Annotated in this window: 15 protein-coding genes; 7 read left to right on the forward strand and 8 right to left on the reverse strand. The window is 69.1% G+C overall.

What is annotated here, in order from left to right; genetic code table 11:
• Window positions 1–4: 4 nt before the first annotated feature.
• On the reverse strand, window positions 5–2,290 hold the full coding sequence (gene bcsA, locus PWS46_RS21770; RefSeq protein WP_434623436.1) for a UDP-forming cellulose synthase catalytic subunit: 2,286 nt from the start codon (window positions 2,288–2,290) through the stop codon (window positions 5–7).
• A gap of 339 nt (window positions 2,291–2,629) precedes the next feature.
• On the opposite strand from bcsA, the gene PWS46_RS21775 reads away from it, so the two are divergent.
• The 3 genes from PWS46_RS21775 to PWS46_RS21785 are packed head-to-tail and all read left to right on the forward strand — an operon-like array spanning window position 2,630 to window position 4,697.
• Window positions 2,630–3,523, forward strand: a complete 894-nt coding sequence (locus PWS46_RS21775) for an AEC family transporter (protein ID WP_434623437.1) — start codon at window positions 2,630–2,632, stop codon at window positions 3,521–3,523.
• Between the two features lie 14 nt (window positions 3,524–3,537).
• Entirely contained in the window at window positions 3,538–4,014 is a 477-nt protein-coding gene (locus PWS46_RS21780) for an OsmC family protein (protein ID WP_434623438.1), read from the forward strand.
• On the forward strand, window positions 4,011–4,697 hold the full coding sequence (locus tag PWS46_RS21785) for a nitroreductase (protein ID WP_434623439.1): 687 nt from the start codon (window positions 4,011–4,013) through the stop codon (window positions 4,695–4,697). Before PWS46_RS21780 ends, PWS46_RS21785 begins: the two co-directional genes overlap by 4 nt.
• Window positions 4,698–4,709: 12 nt before the next feature.
• Here the strand turns inward: PWS46_RS21785 and PWS46_RS21790 are convergent, their stop codons facing one another.
• From PWS46_RS21790 to PWS46_RS21805, 4 genes are all read right to left on the reverse strand, one after another.
• Window positions 4,710–5,108 (reverse strand): response regulator, encoded by a 399-nt coding sequence (locus PWS46_RS21790; protein ID WP_434623440.1) that lies wholly within the window; start codon window positions 5,106–5,108, stop codon window positions 4,710–4,712.
• The gene (locus PWS46_RS21795; protein ID WP_434623441.1) at window positions 5,105–6,475 is read right to left on the reverse strand and encodes a sensor histidine kinase; all 1,371 of its coding nucleotides are present in this window, start codon (window positions 6,473–6,475) and stop codon (window positions 5,105–5,107) included. The genes PWS46_RS21790 and PWS46_RS21795 overlap by 4 nt, the downstream gene beginning before the upstream one ends.
• A 148-nt stretch (window positions 6,476–6,623) precedes the next feature.
• Entirely contained in the window at window positions 6,624–9,221 is a 2,598-nt protein-coding gene (locus PWS46_RS21800; RefSeq protein ID WP_434623442.1) for a PAS domain S-box protein, read from the reverse strand.
• Entirely contained in the window at window positions 9,218–12,217 is a 3,000-nt protein-coding gene (locus PWS46_RS21805) for a chemotaxis protein CheB (protein WP_434623443.1), read from the reverse strand. Before PWS46_RS21805 ends, PWS46_RS21800 begins: the two co-directional genes overlap by 4 nt.
• Before the next feature lie 400 nt (window positions 12,218–12,617).
• On the opposite strand from PWS46_RS21805, the gene PWS46_RS21810 reads away from it, so the two are divergent.
• Window positions 12,618–14,663, forward strand: coding sequence for an NAD(+) synthase (locus tag PWS46_RS21810; protein ID WP_434623444.1), 2,046 nt, complete (start codon window positions 12,618–12,620; stop codon window positions 14,661–14,663).
• Between the two features lie 203 nt (window positions 14,664–14,866).
• On the opposite strand, the gene PWS46_RS21815 is transcribed toward PWS46_RS21810, so the two are convergent.
• The 3 genes from PWS46_RS21815 to lptF all read right to left on the reverse strand — a co-directional run bounded on the left by PWS46_RS21815 (window position 14,867) and on the right by lptF (window position 17,680).
• The gene (locus tag PWS46_RS21815; RefSeq protein ID WP_434623445.1) at window positions 14,867–15,427 is read right to left on the reverse strand and encodes a flagellar biosynthesis regulator FlaF; all 561 of its coding nucleotides are present in this window, start codon (window positions 15,425–15,427) and stop codon (window positions 14,867–14,869) included.
• An 88-nt stretch (window positions 15,428–15,515) separates the two neighbouring features.
• Window positions 15,516–16,526, reverse strand: coding sequence for a glycosyltransferase family 9 protein (locus PWS46_RS21820; RefSeq protein WP_434623446.1), 1,011 nt, complete (start codon window positions 16,524–16,526; stop codon window positions 15,516–15,518).
• Window positions 16,523–17,680: an LPS export ABC transporter permease LptF gene (lptF, locus tag PWS46_RS21825; RefSeq protein ID WP_434623447.1), complete on the reverse strand. Its 1,158-nt coding sequence runs from the start codon at window positions 17,678–17,680 to the stop codon at window positions 16,523–16,525. Before lptF ends, PWS46_RS21820 begins: the two co-directional genes overlap by 4 nt.
• Before the next feature lie 185 nt (window positions 17,681–17,865).
• On the opposite strand from lptF, the gene PWS46_RS21830 reads away from it, so the two are divergent.
• From PWS46_RS21830 to PWS46_RS21840, 3 genes are all read left to right on the forward strand, one after another.
• Window positions 17,866–20,046, forward strand: a complete 2,181-nt coding sequence (locus tag PWS46_RS21830; protein ID WP_434623448.1) for a tetratricopeptide repeat protein — start codon at window positions 17,866–17,868, stop codon at window positions 20,044–20,046.
• A 122-nt stretch (window positions 20,047–20,168) separates the two neighbouring features.
• On the forward strand, window positions 20,169–21,518 hold the full coding sequence (locus PWS46_RS21835; RefSeq protein ID WP_434623449.1) for a PQQ-dependent sugar dehydrogenase: 1,350 nt from the start codon (window positions 20,169–20,171) through the stop codon (window positions 21,516–21,518).
• A 48-nt stretch (window positions 21,519–21,566) separates the two neighbouring features.
• Complete coding sequence (locus PWS46_RS21840; protein ID WP_434623450.1) at window positions 21,567–22,694, forward strand: cysteine desulfurase family protein; 1,128 nt, start codon at window positions 21,567–21,569, stop codon at window positions 22,692–22,694.
• Window positions 22,695–22,773 lie beyond the last annotated feature (79 nt).

The following is a 22,773-nucleotide window of genomic DNA, read 5'->3' on the forward strand; positions in this document are numbered from 1 at the left end:
GCCGTTACGGAGCCTGGAAGGTCAGGATGCGCCGCAGCGCGCCGGGCAGGGCCAGCAGCACATGCCCCAGCCGCGGCACCACCCGCGTGGCGAAGAACAGCAGCCCGCCGAAGAAGGTCGGCGCGGCAACCCGCTTGCGGTCGAGGAAGATGTCCCAGCCGACGCTGTTGCCGAAGACGAAGCGCGCCATCTCCACGATATCCTGGCGATCGCGCGGGGCGAATCCGGCGCCCACCGCCAGCTCGCCGCCGCGCATCTCGATGCGGAAGATTCGCACGCCGGTGGTGGTCGCCGCCTCCGTCTCCGTCGCGGCGATGGTCAGGACCGGCGTCCGGTCGGGCTGGGCCAGCAGGTCGCGCCATTTCGGATCGACGATCAGTCCGACGCCGCCGGCCGAAACGTCGGCGACCGTCAGGTCGATGCTGGTGCCGTCCTCGAACCTCAGTGCCGCCGTGCGGTCGACGGTGAAACGCTCCTGCCGGCGGACGCGCTTGCGCTCGTAGACGACGGCGAGGCCGCCCAGCGCCAGCAGGAAGCTCAGCGAACACCAGACCGCCACCGGCACGATGGCGGCACGGTGTTCCGGGAAGATCGAATAGCGCCAGGCGCAGGCGGCCAGACCGGCGGCCAGCAGCAGCGTGGTGACGATGAACGGGGTGGCGAGCGGCGAGAAGCCGTCCTCGTCCACCGACTGGCCCTTGGCGGTCACCTTGAACACCGGGTCGCGCGGCCGGATCATGGTCGCCAGCGCGGCGCGGGAGACGTGGAAGGACTGCAGATACTCGTACAGCTCCGAGAACAGCGGCCACCGCATCCGGCCATGCAGGAACTGCGACAGGAAGGCGGCGGCGAAGACGTGCGGCAGGACGAAGCAGGCGAAGTCCGGCAGGTTGATGCGGTAGATTTCCAGCCCGAACAGGGCGTAGCACAGCGGCGACAGCAAGAAGATCGGCCGCCAGAACCAGAAGAACCAGTAGAGCATTGTGCTGGTGTAGCAGAGCCGCTGAGAGATGGTCAGGCCGCGCTTGAACAGCGGATTCTTCAGCAGGAACAGCTGGATCATGCCCTGGGTCCAGCGCGAGCGCTGGGCGATGAAGCTGTCGAAGGTTTCCGGCTGCAGCCCGGCGATCAGCGGGCGCGGCAGATAGACACTGCGCCAGCCGCGCGAATGCAGCTCCAGCGCCGTCTCGCAATCCTCCGTCACCGTGTCGCCGCTGAAACCGCCGACCTCCTCCAGCGCCGCGCGGCGCAGAATGGCGGCGGACCCGCAGAAGAAGGAGCCGTTCCAGCGGTCGAGCCCCGGCTGGATCGAGTAATAGAACATCTCGTTCTCGCTCGGCATCCGCTCGAAGGTGCCGAGGTTGTATTCGACCGGGTCGGGATTGACGAAGAAATGCGGCGTCTGGACCAGGAACAGGCCGGAATCCTGCTGGAAGAATCCCACCGTCGCCTTGAGGATGCCAACCGTCGGCACATGGTCGGCGTCCAGGATCAGCAGCAGGTCGCCCGATGTCTTGTGAAAGGCATGGTTGATGTTGCCGGCCTTTGCATGCTCGTTGCGCGGCCGGGTCATGTAGGTGACCTGCAGCCGTTCGCACAGCGCCTGCAACGTCTCCCGCCGCTCCTTCGCCGCGGCGGCCTGCTCCGGGTTGGCGTGGGCCAGCTTCTGGTCGGTGCCGCCGTCGTCCAGCAGATAGACGTGCAGCTTGTCGCGCGGGTAGTCGATGCAGACCGCGGCGGCCAGCGTCGTCTCCAGCAGCTCCGGCTCCTCGTTGTAGGAGGGGATATAGACATCGACGCTGGGCCAGAGGGCGGGGTCGCCCGTCGGCGCCGACGGTTCGCGGGCGACGGGGTCGATGATGACGAACAGCGAGGTCAGGAACAGCACGAAGGACAGCGCTTCGGCCGCGAACAGAGTCACGCCGGGAATGAAGTTCACCAGATCGTCCACCGGCGGCATCGTGCCGGTCAGCCGCCAGAAGAAATAGCGGAAGGTGACGAAGGCCAGCAGCAGCACGGTCAGCGTGCGGGCATGCCAGAAGCGTTGGGCGAAGCGCCCCAGCACGAAGGCCGCGGCAACAACGCCGGCGGAAATCGCGGCGCTGGCAAATCTTCCGACGGGCAGGGCCGCCAGCGCAAGAAACAAACCTGCCGACAGCAACAACAGAATCCAGAGCAAAACCGACCGCAGCGAGAACCGGCGACTCTTCAAGTTCGACTGTCGTTTGGCTAGCTGCGCCTTATTGTTCAGAGGACGAACAACGGTCTTGGCGCCGGACGAGGTTGTCATGCGGATCCGCGGAATGAGGCCATTCCACCTTAGTGGGTGCCCCCTTATCGCTCAAGCTTCGTTACAAATCGTTACTGACTCGTGATAAAGATTGCTCAAAAGCCATGTTTGCCGGGGCCGGGCCTCCACGACGCGCCTGCCGGCCGTGACGGAAGCCGCCAATGCCCGCCCACGGCGTCGCGACTCGGAATGGATCCCGCCACCGCGCAAACTGATCCTTTGCGCGGCTGCCTTGCGCGGCGGCTTGGGCTTGGGGGGATGACGCGGCGCGGGAATGCCGCCATGGTGGCCGACAATTCGCCCACCAATCGATCTCAGCACAGGTCCATTCCGGTCTCCATGCCCACGTCCGCCCTTCTGTCCGACGCCTTCGCGGTGCTGGCCCCGGTCTTCCTGGTGGCGGCGCTGGGCTATGGCTGGACCCGCCGAAAGCTTCCCTACGACAGCGCCTTCATCACCACCTTCGCGATCAACGTGTCGTCGCCCTGCCTAGTCTTCTCCGCCCTGACCCGGCTGCACCTGTCGGCCGACGTGATGGGGGAGATGGCGCTGGCGGCGACCGCCTGCATGGCGCTGACCGCGCTGGCGTCGGTGCCCGTGCTGCTGGCGAGCGGGCTGTCGCTGCGGGTCTATATCCCGGCGATGGCCTTTCCCAACGCCGGCAACCTCGGCCTGCCGGTCTGCCTGTTCGCCTTCGGCGAGCACGGACTCAGCCTTGCGGTCCTGTTCTATGCGGTGATGGCGGTCGGCCAGTTCACGCTGGGGCCGGCGCTGGCCGCCGGGCGGTTCGATCTGGGGCAGATGGCGCGCACGCCGACGATCTACGCGGTGGCGCTGGCGGTGGCGATCCAGCTGGCCGGGCTGCCGCTGCCGGTGTGGATCGGCAACACCACCACGCTGCTGGGCAACTGCGCCGTGCCGCTGATGCTGTTCTCGCTGGGGGTGGCGCTGTCGAAGCTGCGGCTGTCGGGGGCGGTGCGGGCGCTGTCGATGTCGGCCTTCCGGCTGACCGTGGGCTTCGCCATGGGGCTGCTGGTGTCCTGGGCGATGGGGCTGGCCGGGACGACGCGCGGCGTGGTGCTGGTGCAAAGCTCCATGCCGGTGGCGGTCTTCAATTATCTTTGGGCGCTGCGCTACGGCAATTCGCCGGAGGATGTGGCCGGCATGGTGCTGTGCTCCACCGCCATGGCCTTCGTCGGGCTGCCGGCGCTTCTGATGATCGTGATGCAGTAGGAGGGGGGAAGTTCATGGCGCACAGGCAACACCGCTATGCCGTCCGGCTGGGCTGGACCGGCAATCTCGGCACCGGGACCTCGGCCTACAAGGCCTACAGCCGCGACCACGAGCTGACCGCCGGCACCAAGCCGGCGATTCCCGCGACCTCCGACCCGGCCTTCCGGGGCGATCCGGCGCGCTGGAACCCGGAGGAGATGCTGGTCGGCGCCCTGTCCTCCTGCCACCAGCTCTGGTACCTGCATCTCTGTTCGGTCGCCGGGATCGTCGTCACCGCCTACAGCGACGAGGCCGAGGGGGTGATGGAGGAGGAAGCCGACGGCGCCGGCCAGTTCACCAGCGTCGTGCTGCGGCCGCGGGTGACGCTGGCGCCGGGATCGGACGCCGACAGGGCGCTCGCCCTGCACCACGAGGCCGCGGAGAAATGCTTCATCGGCCGCTCCGTCAACTTCCGGGTCCGGCACGAGCCGACCGTGGAGGTGGCGGGATGAGCGGCGCCCCTCCCCTCTCTGTACTCGATGCCGTCGCCGGCCGGCGCAGCATCCGCGCCTTCCTGCCGACGCCGGTGGAGCGGGAGACGGTGCTGCGCATCCTCGACCTCGCCGCCCGCGCGCCCAGCGGTTCCAACATCCAGCCCTGGAAGGTCCATGCCATCGCCGGGGAGGCGCGCGCCGCCCTGTCGGCGGAGCTGCTGGCCGCCCATGAGGCGGGGGAGCCGGAGGTGCCGGAATATCCCTATTACCCGGAAAGCTGGCGGGAGCCCTATCTCGGCCGCCGCCGCGCGGTGGGCTGGGCGCTCTACGGCTCGATCGGCATCGGCAAGGGCGACCGCGAACGGATGGCGCGCCAGCATGGCCGCAACTGGCTGTTCTTCGGGGCGCCGGTCGGGCTGTTCTTCTCCATCGACCGCGACATGGGCAAGGGCGCCTGGCTCGACCTCGGCATGTTCATGCAGAATGTCATGATCGTCGCCCGCGGCTTCGGGCTGGAGACCTGCCCGCAGGCGGCCTTCTGCTACCGTCACGCCATCACCGCCCGCCATCTGGGGCTGCCCGACACGGAAATCATCGCCAGCGGCATGGCGCTGGGCTTCGCCGACTGGTCGGCCCCGGAAAACAACTTCCCGACCGAGCGCGAACCGGCCGAAGGGTTCACCCGCTTCACCGGCTTTTGAAAAAAGCGCATCTCAGAGGGTGACGAACCCGCTGGGCGCCGCCATGGACGGGGCGCAGGGCGACAGCAGCCGGGAGACGAAGGCGGCGGTCTGCACCAGGACGCGCGGCGAGAAGGGCTTGACGATATAGCCCAGCCCGACGCCGCCGGCCTGGGCCTTGCTGGGCGGGTTGCCGGTGGCGAAGACGCACGGGATCCCCATCGCCTTCAGTTCGCGGGCGACGTCCAGCCCGTTCGATCCGTTGGCCAGCTTGATGTCGACGAAGGCCATGTCGGGGGTCTCCGTCCCGGCCAGGGCGAGGGCCGAGGGCAGATCCTCCGCAATGCCCGTCACCTCGTGGCCGGCGGACTGAAGCGTCAGCGCCACGCCCTCGGCGATGATATATTCGTCTTCTATGATCAATATCTTCATTGTTTTTCTTGTAACTTTTGCACGATGTCCTGAGGCCTCACGCCCGGGTTGGCGTTCCCGGCTACAAGGGGGAAAGTTAAAAGGAAGCGCGTGCCCGGAGTCAAACGTTCGATCTCCAGCCGCCCCCTGATCTGCCGCGTCAGATTGCGGACCGTATTGAGCCCGAAGCCACCGCCGCCGGTGCCAGCGACCTCGTCAGGCAGGCCGATGCCGTCGTCGGCGACGTCGATGCGAACCTCGTCCCCCGCCACCTCCATGTCCAGCCTGACGGTGCCGGTTCGCCCATCGGGGAAGGCGTGCTTGTAGCTGTTGGTCAGCAACTCGTTGACGATCAGCGCCACCGGGACCGCAGTGTCGACCGGCGCCGCCAGTGGCGTGCCCACCGCCACGTTCATCGCCGGCTCGCCCCCGCCACCGCCGCTGGCCGGTATCGCGTTCTCGGCGATGCTGCGGATGAGGTCCGACAACTCGACGGTGTCATACACCGCACCTTCGCCGTAAAGGCGGCGATGAACCTCGGCGATCGCCAGCACCCGGCCGCTGCTCTCCAGCAGTTCCTCCCGCACCTCCCCGCTGCGATGGCGGAGCGCCTGGGTCCGCAGCAGATTGGCGACGATCTGCAGCGAGTTCTTGACCCGGTGGTTCACCTCGTCCAGCAGGATGCGGTTCTCCTGCAGCGCCGCGGCCAGCGCCTGTCCCTCCGCCCATTCGGCCTGATAATCCCGCTCCAGCCGCCGGACGGTCGTATAGCCGCGCCAGCCGGCCACCGTCACGAACAGCAGCCCATAGCCGATCATCAGCAGTTCGAGGATGGTGGCCTGGCGGCTCCGCCGGGCGAGCAGTTGGCCCTCCTCCGCCCGCATGGCGGCGGTCGTCCGCCGGATCTCGGTCATCATGCCGGCGCCCGTACCCTCCCGCGCCATGTCGAACGCCCGCCCGATGCCCGCATCCTCGACCTGCCGCAGGACCTCGGCCATCCGGTCGAGACGGTCGGCGGTCAGCGCGCGCAGGGCTTTCACCTTGTCCTGCTGGACCGGGTTGTCGGCGGTCAGGGAGCCGAGACGGTCCAGCAGCGCCCGGCTGCGCGCCACCCCCTCCTCGTAGAAGGCGAGTTGGTCGCGGTCCTGCGACAGCAGATAGCCGCGCTGGCTGGATTCGGCATCGGCCAAGCCGGATTGCAAGTCCTCGACCGTGGAAATGACCTTGTGCGTGTGGTCGACCCAGTCGATGGCCCGGCGATATTCGACAAAGACGACGACGAGTAGCAGAAAGCCGACGAACAGGCCGCCGAACAGCACCGCCGACACTCTGGCGGCACGGGCGCGGACCTGCCTCCGCGCCAAGCTGGCTTCCGTGTCGATCGCCATGGCCTGTTCCCGCTTCACGCCGAAGACCGCCTGATCCTTCGATCGGACAGTCTGTATCTTCCCGCAGGGGCGGCATTGACGTGAGTCAAAAGCAGCCAAACTGGAAAAAGGGCATCGGGACTACCCGCAACATGACAGGGCACCACCGTCATCCGCCCAGCGCCGAAGCCAGGGTATCCTGCAGGCGGGCGGGCTGGATCGGCTTGTGCAGCAGCGCGCACTGCGCGCCGGCCGCTTCGCGAAGACGGTCGGCCGAGGTGTCGCCGGTCAGCAGAACACCGGGAACGTCGCGCGCCAGGCGGCGGCGGACCATGTCCATCACCATCAGCCCGGTGGTTCCTTCCGGCAAACGATAGTCGGCAAGGATCAGGTCGGGCCGGTCGCCCGCGTCGATCAGGCTGTCCAGAAGCTGCTCCGCCTCAGCCCCGCTGCCGGCCTCCATCACGCGATAGCCCCAATCCTCCAGCATCAGGACCAGCGCCATGCGGATGACGGCGTCGTCCTCCACCAGCATGACCAGCCGGTCCGTGCCGCCGCCGGTCATGCTGCCACCGACGCTTCCGCCGGCATCGGCCCTCTCCCCGCTCTCCACCTCGCGCTCCGTCAGCGGCAGGCTGACCGTGAAGCGGCTGCCGCGGCCGAGCGAGGAGGTCACGTCGATGTCGCCGCCCAGCATCGTGACCAGCCGCCGGGCGATGCTCAGCCCCAGCCCCAGACCTTCCCGCCGGTTGCGGGCGGCGTTGCCGACCTGGAAGAAGTCCTGGAAGATGCGGCCGATATGCTGGTCGGCGATGCCGATCCCGTTGTCCCACACCTCGATCTGCAGGCGGTCGCCGCGCCGCCGGGCGCCGAGCAGCACCCGGCCGCCGGGGGCGTAGCGCAGCGCATTGGTCAGCAGGTTGCGCAGCACCCGCTCCAGCAGTCCCGGATCGGTCCGCATCGTCAGCGGCGGGGCCACCAGACGCAGCCTCTGCCCGCCCTTTTCGCCCAGTGCTGAGAATTCGCCATGCAGCCGGGCCAGCAGGGCGGCGATGTCGACCGTCTCCGGATGGGGGGCGACCAGCCCGGCCTCCAGCTTCGAGATGTCGAGCATCCCGTCCAGCATGCCGCCCAACCCGCCGAGCGACGACTGGATCTGCTCCGCCATCCGCCGCGCCCCGGCGGGAAGACTTTCCCTCAGCAGCAGGTCGGACAGCAGCAGCAACGCCTGCACCGGCTGGCGCAGGTCATGGCTCGCCGCCGCCAGGAAGCGTTCGCGGGCGTCCAGCGCCACGTTCAGGTCACGCTCCAGCGCCTTCACCGCGGTGATGTCGGCGACGCTGGACACCACGGCCTCCACCCCGCCGGTCTGATCGGCGACGGGATGGCTCGACACCCGCAGCCATCGGGTGGGGGCGGTCGCCTCCCCTCCCTCGACCACGCCGATGATGCGTTCCACCACCGGCTTGCCGCTGCGCACCGCCTCCGCCGCAGGGGGAAGTCCGTGCAGGCGGTTGCCGTTGGCGTCGATGAAGCGGCGGCCGGCGGTGGTCTGGACCGCTTGCCCGTCCGCCGCGTCAATGGCCGATGCCGTAGGGTCGAGCAGCGCGCGGGCCGGCCCGTCCAGCAGCCGCTCCGCCATGGCGTTCGCAAGCAGGTTGCCGCCGTCGGCGGCGGTCATCGCCAGCGCGTCGTGCAGCGACTGCACCAGCACCCGATGCCGCCGCTCGCTGAGGTTCAGCGCCGCTTCCGCCGACCGCCGGGCGGTGACGTCGCGGAAGGCGACGACGGCGCCCTGGATGCGATCCGCCATCGGCGCCAGCCGCTTGCCCGACGCCAGCATCGGCGAGATGGAGATTTCCACCAGCAGCGTGCCGCCATCCTCGCGGCGCAGCCTTTCGCAGGCGACGCGGCGGGGCCGGCCGTCGGTCAGCGACAGCGCCAGCGCGCGGGCCGCCCCGCCGGCCTGGGCAATGTCGCCTTGGCCGCCGGTCAAGCCCGCCTCCGTCTCCGGCGCCGGACCGGCCAGCAGGTCCGACGGCGGCCGGCCGATCAGGTCGAGGTCGAGATGGCCGGTCATCGTCGTCGCCGCGGCGTTGACGAAGCGGATGCGGCCATCGGCGTCCACCCCCAGGATGCCGTCGCCGACCGATTGCAGGATGTGGTGATAGTCGGCGCGCGCCCGCTCGGCATCGTCGCGGGCCTGCTGCACCTCGCGCAGCCAGGCATTGCGTTCGGTCAGGTCGGTGATGGTCAACAGCACATCGCCGCGGTCGCTGTCGTCCAGCGTCACCCGGCGGGCGTCGGTCAGCCCATCGATGATCGTGCCCTGCGGCCCGAGATAGCGGAACTCCTGCCGGACCCACTCGCCGCCGTCGCGCAGGCGGCCGAGCGCGGTGAACAGACGGCCATGGTCGAGGCTGTCGACCAGAAGCGTCAGAGGTCGGCCCTTCAGCCGCAGCATCGGCAGGCCGAACTGCCGTTCGGCAGCGCTGTTGGCCTCGCCGACGATGCCGGCGGCATTCACCGCCAGACAGGCGAGCGGCACCGATTGAAAAAGCTGCAGATATTGCAGGCGCGACGCCTCCAGCGCCTGCTGGGCGCCGCGCAGTTCCTCGTTCTGGATTTCCAGCTCGGCCTGATGGACATACAGCTCGTGCAGCAGTTCCTTCATCGAGTTGGCGGTGATGTCCGCCGCTTCGAAGTTGCCGCGGCTGAGGATGGTTTCGGCGCGGCGGCGCAGGCGGCCGGAAGACTCCTCGGTCATTCAGCCCCCCTGTCGCCCTTCGCGGCGCCGTTCCCGTTCCCGTTTCCGTCGAGCTGCAATTCCATCAGCCTGCGGTTGGTGATGTTGATGTGGCTGACGACGATGCCGCCGTCACGGTCGTTCAGGCGGGTGGCGTGCATCAGAAACCAGCGCCGTTCGTCGGGCGAATGGCAGGGATATTCGATGGTGAAATCGTCGGCCTCGCCGTCCAGGATGCGGCGCAGCCCGTCATGCACCGCACGGCCGATGCCGTCGGACTCCCGCAACTCCGGGGTCAGGCAGACCTCCAGATAGTTGGTGCCGACGCCGCAGCGCTCGACCGCCGGGGCGCCATTGCGCTGGGCGAAGCCGCGCCAGGCGGCGTTCACCATGACGATCCGGCCATCGCGGTCGGTGACGGCGATATGCTCCGGCAGGCTGTCCAGCACATTCTGCAGCCGCTCTTCCGCCAGTTTGGTGTCGGTCACATCGACGAAGGTCACCACCACGCCGCCGACCTGATTCTTGTCGGTCAGGTAGGGCAGGATCCGCGTCAGCACCCAGCGGCCGTCATGGACGCGGACATGGCGCTCCACCGGTTCCTGCCCGGCGAACACCTTGCGGATGTCGGCGAGGAAGTCGGGATAGTCGATGTTGGTCGACAGATGCGCGATGGACCGGCCGATGTCGCGCGGGATGATGTTGATGAAGCCGGCCGCCGCCGGCGTGAAGCGGCGGATGACGAAATCGGTGTCGAGGAACACCGTGCCGATCTCGGTCGAACGCAGCAGATTGTCGAGGTCGTTGGTGATCTCCGTCAGCTCCTCCACCTTCGCCTGATATTCGGCGTTGACGGAGTAAAGCTCCTCGTTGACCGACTGAAGTTCCTCGTTTGTGCTCTGCAGCTCTTCGTTGGAGGCCAGCAGTTCTTCGTTGGTCGCCTGCAGTTCCTCGTTGGCGGTTTCCAGTTCCTCGATGGTCGCCTGCAGATTCTCGCCGCGCGACAGCAGTTCCTGCTCCAGCCCGCGGATGCGCTCGGCGGCGTCGGCATTCAGGTCGAAGTCGGAATCCGGCACCGATAGCGGCAGCATATTGGCGCGGTCCAGCACCACCAGCGCGAATCGCCGCCCGGTCTTGCGCGCGACATAGGGCTGGACGCGCAGGCTGATCGCCGCCACCCCCTCGCGGTCCTTCACCGGGATGTTGGACAGTGCGAACTCCTCGCCGGAGCGGAAGGCGCGGTTCAGCGCGGTGCCCGTCACCATGGCGACCGAAGACGGCAGCATCTTCAGCACGTTCAGCGTCGCCTCGCCCGCCGGCACCTTCAGCAGGGACGACGCGTCGCCGAACACATGCATGATGGTCATCTGTTCGTTGACCAGCAGGCAAGGCGGCACATAGGCCTTCATCAGCGCGGCCATCGCCTCGTCGATGGCGGCCCCCTCCTCCATCGCGTGAGATCCGCCGTCGTCGCCATGGCGGGCCAGCGGGGCCGCCACCGTCGGCACCAGCAGCCGCGACAGCCGGAACGACCCGGCACGCAGGCTCTGGAAGACCTTGTTGCGGCTGTCGACCGTGTGGAAATCGCCCTGCAGGTCGCCCAGCGTCTCGCTGGTGCCAAGGAACAGGAATCCGCCCTGGCGCAGCGCGTACTGGAACAGGCTGAGCACCTTGCGCTGCAGCGGCTGGTCCATATAGATCAGCAGGTTGCGGCAGCTCAGCAGGTCGATCTTGGTAAAGGGCGGGTCGCGCATGATGTTGTGGGCGGCGAACACCACCATGCGGCGGATGTCGCGCGACACCACATAGCTCTCGCCGCGCGCGGTGAAGAAGCGGGCGAGCCGTTCCTGCGACACGTCTTCGGCGATGGATCGGGGATATTCGCCCAGGCTCGCCACCTCGATGCTGTCCTGGTCGATGTCGGTGGCGAAGATCTTGACGTCGAAGCTGCGGCCCAGCCGTTCCTGCGCCTCGGCGAACAGGATGGCGATAGAATAGGCCTCCTCCCCGCTGGCGCAGCCGCAGACCCAGACGCGGATCATGTCGGTCGGACTGCGGTTGGCGAGCAGGCCGGGGATCACCCGGTCGGCCAGGACGCGGAAGGCCGACTCGTCGCGGAAGAAGCGGGTGACGCCGATCAGCATCTCCTTGTAGAGATTGACCGTTTCGGCGCTGTTCCGCCGCAGCAGGGCGGCATATTCCTCCATCGACTCCAGCCCGGCGCCCTGCATGCGCCGTTCGATCCGCCGCAGCAGCGTCGCCAGCTTGTAATGCGAGAAATCGACGCCGGTGACGGAGCGGATGACCGCGATGATCTGGGCCAGCGGATCGTCGCCCTCATCGCGACGCTGCCGGGCGGGCATCGGACGGGCGCGGGTCAACGCCTTGCGCGCATGCTCGATCAGCCGGGCCGGCAGGTCCTCCGGCGGCAGGGCGGCGTCGATCTGCCCGGTGGCGAGCGCGCTGCGCGGCATGCCGTCGAACTGCGCCGTCTCCGGCTGCTGGACCGCGGTGAAGCCGCCGGCCGACTTGATCGCCATCAGCCCGCGCGTGCCGTCCGACCCGGTGCCCGACAGGATCAGGCCGATGGCGCGAGAGCCCTGGTCGCGGGCGAGCGCGGTCAGGAAGATGTCGATCGGCAGGCTCATGCCGCTGCCGGCATCCTTGGTGGTCAGCCGCAGGCGGCCGTCCTCTATGCTCAGGTGCTTGCCCGGCGGCAGCAGATAGACCGTGTTGCGCTGGACCGGCACGCCGTCGGTCGCCTGCACCACCTCCATCTCGGTATGCTTGGCGAGCAGGTCGACCATCAGGCTCTTGTGCACCGGCGACAGGTGCTGGACCACGACATAGGCGAGGTCGCTGTCGCCCGGCACCGCGTCGAAGAAGCGCTGCAATGCCTCCAGCCCGCCGGCAGAGGCACCGATGCCGACGATGCAGCAGCCTTGTTCCGGCGCAACGCCGTCTTCCGTCGGCTGGGCCGCAACCGCAGCGTCCTCTTGCGGCGCTGTTGTGTTCACGTCGGGTTGCGTGACCGATGATTCCGTTGACACGGCGATAAACAAGTCCTTCTGGCGTCGGCTGCCGGTTCTCGGTGCAAGCGAGCCCTTCGCTATATCCGCCGCAATTGATTTGGTCAACTTGGCTGTCGTAGGGCTTCGTCCTGCAGCTTCAACATTTTAACTGGATTGCGTCCGGCGAGGTATCGATTTAACTTTGGTTTTATAACGAATGTATCGTGTCTGAAGTATTTTTTGCCAAAGGCCGGCCGATCCCGTCCGAGCGGCCGGAAAGCGGGCGGTGACCGGGACGGGAGACCTGACGCGCGCGAAATTCCTGCTATGTTTGCTTCCCAGGCACCACATCCGGGACGCCGCATCCGGGAGCGTCACGGGATTGCCAAGGCAGCAGGAACGGGTCATGAGCTTCACCTCGATCTATCGCCACGGATTCGCGCGGGTGGCAGCCTGCACCACGCGCTGCACCCCGGCCGATCCGGCGGCCAACGCCGCCGCCGTGCTGGAGGCCGCGCGCGCCTGCCACGACAAATCGGTGGCGGTGGCGCTGTTCCCCGAACTGGCGCTGTCCGGCTATGCCATCGACGATCTGCTGATGCAGGACCCGCTGATCGACGCGGTGGAACAGGCGATCCTCGATCTGGTCCAGGCTTCGACCGGGCTGATGCCGCTGCTGCTGGTCGGCGCGCCGCTGCTGTATGACGGGCGGCTCTACAACACGGCGGTGGCGATCCAACGCGGCGAGCTGCTGGGCGTGGTGCCGAAGCAGCATCTGCCGAACTATCGGGAATTCTACGAACGCCGGCAGTTCGCCTCCGGCGCCGGCACCGAAGGCGGGACGATCCGCATCGGCGACCTGACCGCCCCCTTCGGCCCCGACCTGCTGTTCTCCGCCGAGGACCAGCCCGGTCTGGTCGTCCATGCCGAGATCTGCGAGGATCTGTGGGTCCCGGCGCCGCCCAGCACCATGGCCGCCCTGGCCGGCGCCACCGTGCTGGCCAACCTGTCGGCCAGCAACATCACCATCGGCAAGTCCGACACCCGCCGCCTGCTGGCGAAGTCGCAGTCGGCGCGCTGCCTCGCCGCCTATCTCTATTCGTCGGCGGGGACCGGCGAATCGACCACCGATCTCGCCTGGGACGGCCAGACCTCTATCTTCGAGAATGGCGAGATGCTGGCGGAGACCGACCGGTTTCCCGACGGCGCCCAGATGGCGGTCGCCGACGTCGATCTCGACCTGCTGCGCCAGGAACGGCTGCGCCAGGGCACCTTCGACGACAACCGTCGCATGCACGGGGCTGCTGCCGGCGGCTTCCGCACCGTCGCCTTCCGGCTCGACGCGCCGGAGGAGGATGTCGGGCTGCTGCGCGTGGTGCCGCGCCTGCCCTTCGTTCCGGCCGCCGCCGAACGGCTGGAGCAGGACTGCTACGAGGCCTACAACATCCAGGTTGCGGGATTGGTGCAGCGGCTGCGCGCCACCGGCATCGGCACGGTGGTGATCGGCGTGTCGGGCGGGCTGGACAGCACCCACGCCCTGATCGTTGCCGCCCGCGCCATGGACCGGTTGGGCCTGCCGCGCACCGGCATCCTCGCCTACACCATGCCCGGCTTCGGCACCAGCGAGGGCACCAAGTCCAACGCCTGGCGGCTGATGACGGCGCTGGGGGTGACGGCCAAGGAACTCGACATCCGGCCGGCCGCCAACCAGATGCTGAAGGACATGGAGCATCCCTTCGCCCGCGGCGAGGCGGTGTATGACGTGACCTTCGAGAATGTGCAGGCCGGCCTGCGCACCGATTACCTGTTCCGCCTCGCCAACCACAACAACGGCCTCGTGCTCGGCACCGGCGACCTGTCCGAACTGGCGCTGGGCTGGTGCACCTATGGCGTCGGCGACCAGATGTCCCACTACAACGTCAACGCCGGCGTGCCGAAGACGCTGATCCAGCATCTGATCCGCTGGGTCGGCCGCACCGGCCAGTTCCAGCAGGAGGTGTCGGAGACGCTCGACGCCATCCTGAAGACGGAGATCTCGCCGGAACTGGTGCCGGCCGGGTCGGACAAGGCGCTGCAAAGCTCCGAATCCGTGGTCGGGCCGTATGACCTGCAGGATTTCAACCTGTTCTATGTGCTGCGCTACGGCTTCCGCCCGTCCAAGATCGCCTTCCTGGCCCGCCACGCCTGGGGCGACGTCGCCAAGGGCGACTGGCCGGAGGGCTATCCTTTGGAGAAGCGCCGCGCCTACAGCCCGGCCGAGATCCGCGACTGGCTGCGCGTGTTCCTGCGCCGCTTCTTCGGTTTCAGCCAGTTCAAGCGCTCCGCCATGCCCAACGGCCCGAAGGTGTCGGCCGGCGGGTCGCTGTCGCCGCGCGGCGACTGGCGCGCGCCTTCGGATGGCAACGCCCGCATCTGGCTGGAGGAGCTGGAACGCGAGGTTCCGGCGGAGTGAGGGCGGTTCCCGCCCCCTCCTCGGCCGTCATTCCCGCGAAGGCGGGAATCCAGTCGCATCGAATACTTGAGCCGGAAGCCTGGATCCCCGCCTTCGCGGGGATGACGGCTGAAAAAGGCTCTGATGCTTCAGAAGTATGGAAATAAGCAAAAAGGCCGGCACCCCATCGGAGCGCCGGCCCCTTTTCTAAATCACAATACCGCTCAGATCGAAATGCGCAGGGACTCGCGGTTGACCGGCGCAGCATCGGGAGCCGTCATCGGGCGCGGCGGCACGGCCGGACGCATGCCGGCGGGCGGCTGGCCCGGAGCCGGGGCGGCGGCGGGAGCGGGCTGGGCGGCAGGCGCCTGCGGAGCGGCGGCCTGCGGCGTGCCCGGATGCGGCTGGGTCGCCTGCTGGGCGGCGATGAACTGGCCCTGGGCGGTCAGGCCGCTGGCGACGTTGCGGTTGATGTTGACCAGCGTGTCGATCTTGCCGAAATCCAGGTCGACCAAGCGGTTCGTCGTCTCGCGGTCGACCAGCAGCGACAGGGCCGCGATGTTCGTACGGACCTCCGGCGGATGGCCGCAATCCTCTTCGGTGATCGCCGCCTGGAAGATCGTCCACAGGCGCTGATTCAGCTGAAGAGCCTCGCGGTAGGCCTTTTCGTCCTTGGCATGGCTGGCGGCGATGATACGGCGCGCCGCTTCCGCCAGGGCCCAAGCCTCGACGTCGCGCGGATTGTCCGAGGTCGGCTTGTTGGCGTAGGTGGGAGTCGGCTTCATTCCAAACCCTCGGGGGAAAACCCATCCGGTGGGGCGGACCTGCCCCTTTTGCTTCGTCGCGGAAGTGTCGGTTATCCGACGGGCTTTGTCAACGCAACGGGGGTACTTCGGCCGGTCCGCAGGCCCGTGCCGCAAACTGGTCACAAGCCCTATGCGTTTCGGACAGGAGTTCAATTGCGGCTTCCACCACCCGATCCTCGCCGATGCCGTCCATCAGGCCGCGGTCGTCGGGGTCGGCGGCGACGCGGGCCAGCAGGTCCGACTGCGGCACGCTGCCGGTCACCACCCGGCCGCGCGGCCCCCAGGGACCATAGATGGCGGGATAGCCGGGGCCGAACAGCCCGACGGTCGGCACCCCCGCCGCCGCCGCGATGTGCATCAGCCCGCTGTCGTTGCCGACATAGAGCGCCGCCCGCTCCAGGCAGGCGGCGGCGGCCATCGGATCGGTGCGGCCGGTCAGGTCGATGGCCTTCGGTCCCAGCGCGTCCAGCACCGGCCGCGCCCGTTCGCGCTCCGGCGGGGCAGCCAGCACCGCCACCCGCGCGCCGGCCAGCGGCCCGCCCTCCCCCGTCAGGCGCAGGGCCAGCCGGGCGAAACGGTCGGCCGGCCATTCCTTGCCCAGCCAGTTGGCCGTCGGCCCGATGGCGAGGAAGGGACCGGTGCCGGCGGGGATCAGGGCGTCGGCCTGCTCGCGGGCCGCCGCGTCGATCCACAGGCGCGGGGCCGGCGGCGGCGACAGGCCCAGCACGGCGGCATTCTCCTCCACCTTGTGCATCGGGCGGACGGCCTTGGCGTGGAAGGCACGGCGCCGGGCCGGCACCAGCCGCCCGACCGCCGAGTTGCGCAGATCGACCACCAGATCCCAGCGCGTGCCGACGCACTCCAGCCACAGCCGCAGCCAATGCCGGGCGTAGGAGCGCTTGGCCAGCGGGATCAGCCGCTCCAGCCCCGGCACGGCGCGGAACAGCGGCGCCGGCAGCGGCCCGCAGGCGATGGTCAGCCGCGCGCCCGGATAGGTCCGGGTCAGATGGTCGAGCAGCCCGGTCGACAGCACCGCGTCGCCCAGCCGGTTGGAGGTGATGAAGAGGATGCGGCTCATGACGCCCGCCCGGCCGCCGCATCATGTCCGGAAGTGGCCCCATCCGGCGCGCCGTTCCGCCGCCCCGGCCGCAGGCTGAGGCCGCGCGACATCACCCACAGGGCCGGCAGCAGCGCCACCAGCGGCATGGCGTACATCAGCGGCACGAAGACGGTCGCCTTGCCGGCCAGGCTGGTCAGCCCCAGCGCCGCCGCCTGCAGCCCCATCACCAGCAGCACGGCGATGGTGACGCGGGACGACTGGCCGCGCCGGTTGAACTCGCCCGACAGCAGCGCCGACAGCGCCACCAGCGCATAGGTCAGGGCCAGCAGCGGCGAGGAGAAGCGGTGGTGCAGCTCCGCGATCAGGCCACGGCGCATGCGGTCGTCCTGGGCCGGGACGTTGCCGTCCATCAGCTCCGCCGTGGTGCGTTCGCGGGCGTCGGGCCAGCGCTCCGCCGCCTGGGGCGCCACCGCCTTCAGGTCCACGGCATAGCGGTCGAAGAACAGCTGCGACAGCCGGTTGGTCTTGCGGTCCAGTTCCTGCCGGTTGCCGTCATAGACGACGAAGCGCGTGCCCTCCGGCCCGGTCTGCATCACCGCGCGGTCGCCCATGATCGTCACCGGCTTGTCCGGCTGGCGGCCGTCATGGATCAGCACCTTGTGCAGGTTGCCGTCGGCGTCGCGGTCGCGCAGGAAGACGCTGAAACGGTCGCCGACCTCGTTGAACACGCCCTCGCGCAGGAACAGCTGCGAATAGTCGCTGCGCACCGTGTATTCCATCCGCACCAGCTCGCGGTGGGCGGCCGGGGTGATCCAGACGTTCAGGAGGAAGACGACGGCCATCACCCCCACCGCCAGCACCAGCGCCGGCTTCGACAGCGAGAAGGGACCGACGCCGGCCGCGCGCATCACCACCAGCTCGCTGTCCGTCGCCATCTTGTTGTAGGTGAACAGGATGGCCCCGACCAGCGCCAGCGGCAGCACGATGCCGAGGAAGGTCGGCACGGTCAGCAGCAGCAGCCACAGGAACATGCCCATCGGCGCGCCGGCGCTGACCACGATCTCGATCAGGCGCAGCGACTGGCTGAGCCAGATGGTCAGCGTCAGGCCGGCGGTCGAATAGAGCGTGGCGATCAGCAGGTTGCGGAACAGGTACCGTTGCAGTCGGTTCATGGAGATCGGCCGAGATCTGTATAAGGCCGGCAAGCTGACCGCCCCGGCCCGCCGGGTCAAGTGTTGAAAACCGGCGGCGGCGATACGGGCGGTCCATCCGCTGCCATCCAACCCGCATTGCGCATCGGCACAGCATGCCGGGAAAGGGCTGGCACCGGACCCCGCCAACCGGTATGACGGTCGTCATGGCGACGATCCAGGAAGCGATGGCTGCCGCGGTGGCGCATCATCAGGCCGGCCGGCTGGCCCAGGCGGCGGCCCTCTACCATGCCGTGCTCGACGCCATGCCCGGCCATGGCGACGCCGCCCACCTGCTGGGGGTCGTCCATCTGCAGTCGGGCCAGCCCGACCGTGCCGTCACCCTGATCCGCGGCGCCATCCAGCACAACCACCGGGTCGCCGACTATCACGACAATCTCGGCAGCGCGCTGAAGGCCCTCGGCCGGCTGGAGGAGGCGGTGGCGGCCCACCGGCAGGCGGTGCGCCTGCGGCCGGAATTCGCCCAGGCGCTCTACAATCTGGGCAACGCGCTGGAGGCGCTCGGACGGCTGGACGAGGCGGCGACTGCCTTCCGGCAGGCGGCGGCGCGGCGCCCCGGCTATGCCCGCGCCCGCTTCAACCTGGGCAACGTGCTGGCCGCCCTCGGCCAGCAGGCCGACGCTGACGACGCCTATCGCGCCGCCCTGGCCGACGATCCGACCTTCGTCGAGGCACATGCCAACCGCGGCGGCCTGCTGCTGGCGCAGGACCGGCCGCGGGACGCGGCGGCGGCATTGGCCCGCGCGCTGGCGTTGCGCCCCGATCATGCCCCGGCCCTGTCCAACCTCGCCGCCGCCCGTCTGGCGCTGGGCGACCGCGACGGCGCGGAGAGTGCCGCCCGCCATGCCGTGAGCGCCCGCCCGGATCTGGCCGACTGCCTGCTGCGGCTGGGTGAGGTGCGCCAGCGCGCCGACCGGCTGGGCGCGGCAGCCGAGGCCTACCGCGCCGCGCTGGCGCTGAACCCGGCACTGGCGGAGGCGCATGCCAACCTCGCGCTGGTGCGGCAGGGCCAGGGGCTGCTCGACGCGGCGGAATTGGGCAACCGGCGGGCGCTGGCGCTCGATCCCGCACTGGCCGATGTGCGCTCCAACCAGGCCTATCTGCTGCTGTTCCGGCCGGGGGTGACGGCGGCGGCGGTGCTGGAGGCGCATCGGGACTGGGACCGCGTTCATGGCGCGCCCCATCGCGGGCGCTGGGTCAAGCCAGGCAAAGCGGCTGCCGGAAAGACTAACGCCGCCAAGGGACCGCTGACCGTCGCCATCCTGTCCGGCGATTTCCGCCGCCACCCTGCCGGCCTGTTCGCCGTCCGCACGGTGGAGGCGCTGCCCGCCCACGACATCCGCCTGCTGCTCTACGCCAACCAGACCGAGTCCGACGACGTGACCGGCCGCTTCCGCAAGGTGGCGGCACGCTGGACCGCGGTCGCCGGGCTGCCGGATGCCGAGGTGGCGAGCCGGATCCGCCATGACCGGCCGGACGTGCTGATCGACCTTGCCGGTCACAACGCCCGCGGCCGGCCCGGCGTCTTCGCGCGCAAGCCGGTGCCGGTGCAGGTCGCATGGTCCGGCTATATGGCGACCACCGGGCTCGCCGCCATGGATGCGCTGGTCGCCGACCGCCATCATGTTCCGGAGGGCATGGAGGCCTTCTATGCGGAGCGGGTGCTGCGCATGCCCGATGCCTTCATCGCCTACGACCCGCCCGGTGACGATACGGAGCTTCCGCTGACGCCGCCGCCCTGCCTGTCGGGCGGGCCGGTCACCTTCGGCAGCTTCAACATCCTGACCAAGCTGAACGACGGCGTGCTGGCGGCCTGGGCGGCCATCCTGCGGCGGGTGCCGGACGGGCGCCTGCTGATGAAGACCAAGGCGCTGTCCTGCCCCGTCACCGCCGATCTGTGGCGCGGCCGGCTGGCCGCCGCCGGCATCGACCCCGGCCGGGTGACGATGGTGGGCGCCACCAGCAGCCTGGACCACATGCGCTGGTGCGCGTCGGTCGATGTGGCGCTCGACCCCTTCCCATTCTCCGGCAGCACCACGACGCTGGAGACGATGTGGATGGGGGTGCCGGTCGTCACATTGCCGGGGGATACCTTCTCCAGCCGCCACTCGCTGGCCTTCCTGACCGTGGCGGAGGTGGAAGGCTGCATCGCCGCCGACCCGGCCGATTATGTGGAGCGCGCCGTCGCCTGGGCGTCCGATCCCCAGCGGCTGGCGGAACTGCGCCGAACCCTGCGTGGCCGCATGGCCGCCGGCCCGCTGTGCGACGGCAACCGGCTGGCCGCCGCCCTGGCGGGGGAACTGCGGGCGCTCGCCCGGCCGCACTGACGTTCGCAACGGAACCAAAGAGCGGAACCAACACCTCCGCCCTGCCGTTGACCGTGGGTACTCCCTCCAGGCCCACAGACGCGGGATTTCGGCGCATGCACAGCACCATACGGCCAGCCCTCATGCTTTCCGCGACGGTCGCGGTCCTGTCGCTCGCCGGCTGCGGCGATCAGGCGACGCTGCCGGTGTCGGCCGGCACCGGTCCCAACCCGACCCTGCCGGAACCGAATTCCTCGCTGATCCCCACGGTCAACATCGCCGACGCCATCGGCTGGCCGCAGGGCGCGCAGCCGGCCGCCGCCCAGGGATTGAGCGTCACCCCCTTCGCCACCGGGCTGGACCATCCGCGCTGGCTGCTGGCTCTGCCCAACGGCGACATCCTGGTGGCGGAGACCAACGCCCCGCCGAAGCCGGAGGACGGCAAAGGGATCAAGGGCTGGGTGATGGGGCTGGTGATGGGGAAGGCCGGCGCCAAGACGCCCAGCGCCGACCGCATCACCCTGCTGCGCGACACCGACGGCGACGGCAAGGCCGATGTCCGCGAACCCTTCCTGCAGGGGCTGTATTCTCCCTTCGGCATGGCGCTGGTCGGCAACGACCTCTACATCGCCAACACCGACGCGGTGGTGAAGGTGCCCTACAAGGAAGGCGACACCAAGATCACGGCCAAGCCGGTCAAGGTCGTCGACCTGCCGGCCGGGCCGATCAACCACCATTGGACCAAGAACATCATCGCCAGCCGCGACGGCGGCAAGCTCTACGCCACCGTCGGGTCCAACAGCAATGTCGGCGAGAACGGGATGGAGGCGGAGCAGGGCCGCGCCGCCATCTGGGAAATCGACCTGAAGACCGGGGCGCACCGCATCTTCGCATCCGGTCTGCGCAACCCGAACGGCATGGACTGGAACCCCGTGACCGGCGAGCTGTGGACCTCCGTCAACGAGCGTGACGAGATCGGCAGCGACCTCGTTCCCGACTACATGACCTCGGTGAAGGACGGCGGCTTCTACGGCTGGCCCTACAGCTATTACGGCCAGCATGTCGACCAGCGGGTGGAGCCGCAACGTCCCGACCTCGTCGCCAAGGCGATCCCGCCCGACTACGCGCTGGGTCCGCACACCGCCTCGCTCGGCTTCACCTTCTCGCACCAGGGCGAGTTGCCGCCGAACCTGCAGCAGGGCGCCTTCATCGGCCAGCACGGATCGTGGAACCGTGAGCCGGCCAGCGGCTACAAGGTGATCTTCGTGCCCTTCCAGAACGGCAAGCCGGCGGGCGACCCGGTCGACGTGCTGGCCGGATTCCTCGACAAGGACGGCAAGGCGCAGGGCCGCCCGGTCGGCGTCACGCTGGACAACAAGGGTGCGCTGCTGGTCGCCGACGATGTCGGCAACGCCGTCTGGCGCGTCAGCGGCAGCAACGCCGCCCAATCGGCGGAACGGCCGGCGGAGCGGCCGGACCAACCGTCGCAGTAACGACGGCCCCTCTCCCCTTCCGCCGCCGATGGCGCGATAGTGGCCGGCATGATCTATCTCGACCATCTGGCCTCGACGCCGCTCGATCCGCAGGTTCTTGAGGCGATGCTGCCCTGGATGCGCGCGGATGCCGTCGGTAACCCGCATGCAGCCCACCCGGCCGGCTGGCGTGCCGGCGACGCCATCGCACAGGCGCGGGCGGAGGTCGCGGCGCTGGTCGGTGCGCAGCCGGGCGAGGTGGTCTTCACCTCCGGCGCCACCGAGGCCAACACGCTGGCGCTGCTGGGCGGCGTCCCGGCGGGCGGCGGCTGCGTCGTGTCGGCGGTGGAGCATGCCAGCGTGCTGGGCTGCCTGCCGGAACTGCGGCGTCGCGGCCATGCGGTGGCGGTCCTGCCGGTCGATTTCGGCGGCCGGGTCGATCCCGCGGCCCTGGACAACGTCCTGAGCGAGTTGCCGAAACCGGCTTTGGTCTCGGTGATGGCCGCCAACAACGAGGTCGGGACGGTCCAGCCGCTGGCCGAACTGGCGGCGGTGGCGGCCCGCCATGGCGCGACGATGCACAGCGACGCGGTGCAGATCCTGGGCACCCGCGCCCTCGACATGGTGGCGCTGGGGATCCACGGTCTCAGCCTGTCCGGGCACAAGCTCTATGGACCGATGGGGATCGGCGCGCTGATCGTCCGCCGGCCCTTCCGTCCTGTGCCGCCCTCTCCCGGCGGCGGGCAGCAGCGGGGCCTGAGGGGCGGAACCTTGCCGACGCCGCTCTGCGTCGGGCTGGGCGCCGCCTGCCGGCTGGCACTCGAACGGCGGGAGGAGGATGCCCGGCGCATCGGCAACCTGCGCGACCGGCTGTGGCAAAGGCTGCAAAGGCACCTGCCCGGCATCCGCCGCAATGGCGATGCGGAAGGACTGGCCGGCTGCCTGAACGTCACAATTCCCGGCATCGACGCCGCCGACCGGCTGCTGGATCTGCCGGAACTTGCCGTCGCCACCGGCTCCGCCTGCCACAGCGGCGCGAGCGAGGCATCGCATGTCCTGCTGGCGATCGGCCTCTCGGTGATGGATGCCCATGCCAGCCTGCGTTTCGGCATCGGCCGCGGCACCACGGCAGCGGAGGTGGACGAGGCGGCCGACCGGCTGGCCACCGTGCTGGGTTCGGCGAAAGCAGGGGAATGAATCGCCCGGCCCAAGCGTCTTCATCCAACTGGCTCTGCCAGCAAGGTCCATCGCGGCCATAAATCAAGCAGCAACGGAG

It is taken from the genome of Azospirillum sp. B2RO_4, from assembly GCF_051124815.1.
GTDB lineage: Bacteria > Pseudomonadota > Alphaproteobacteria > Azospirillales > Azospirillaceae > Azospirillum.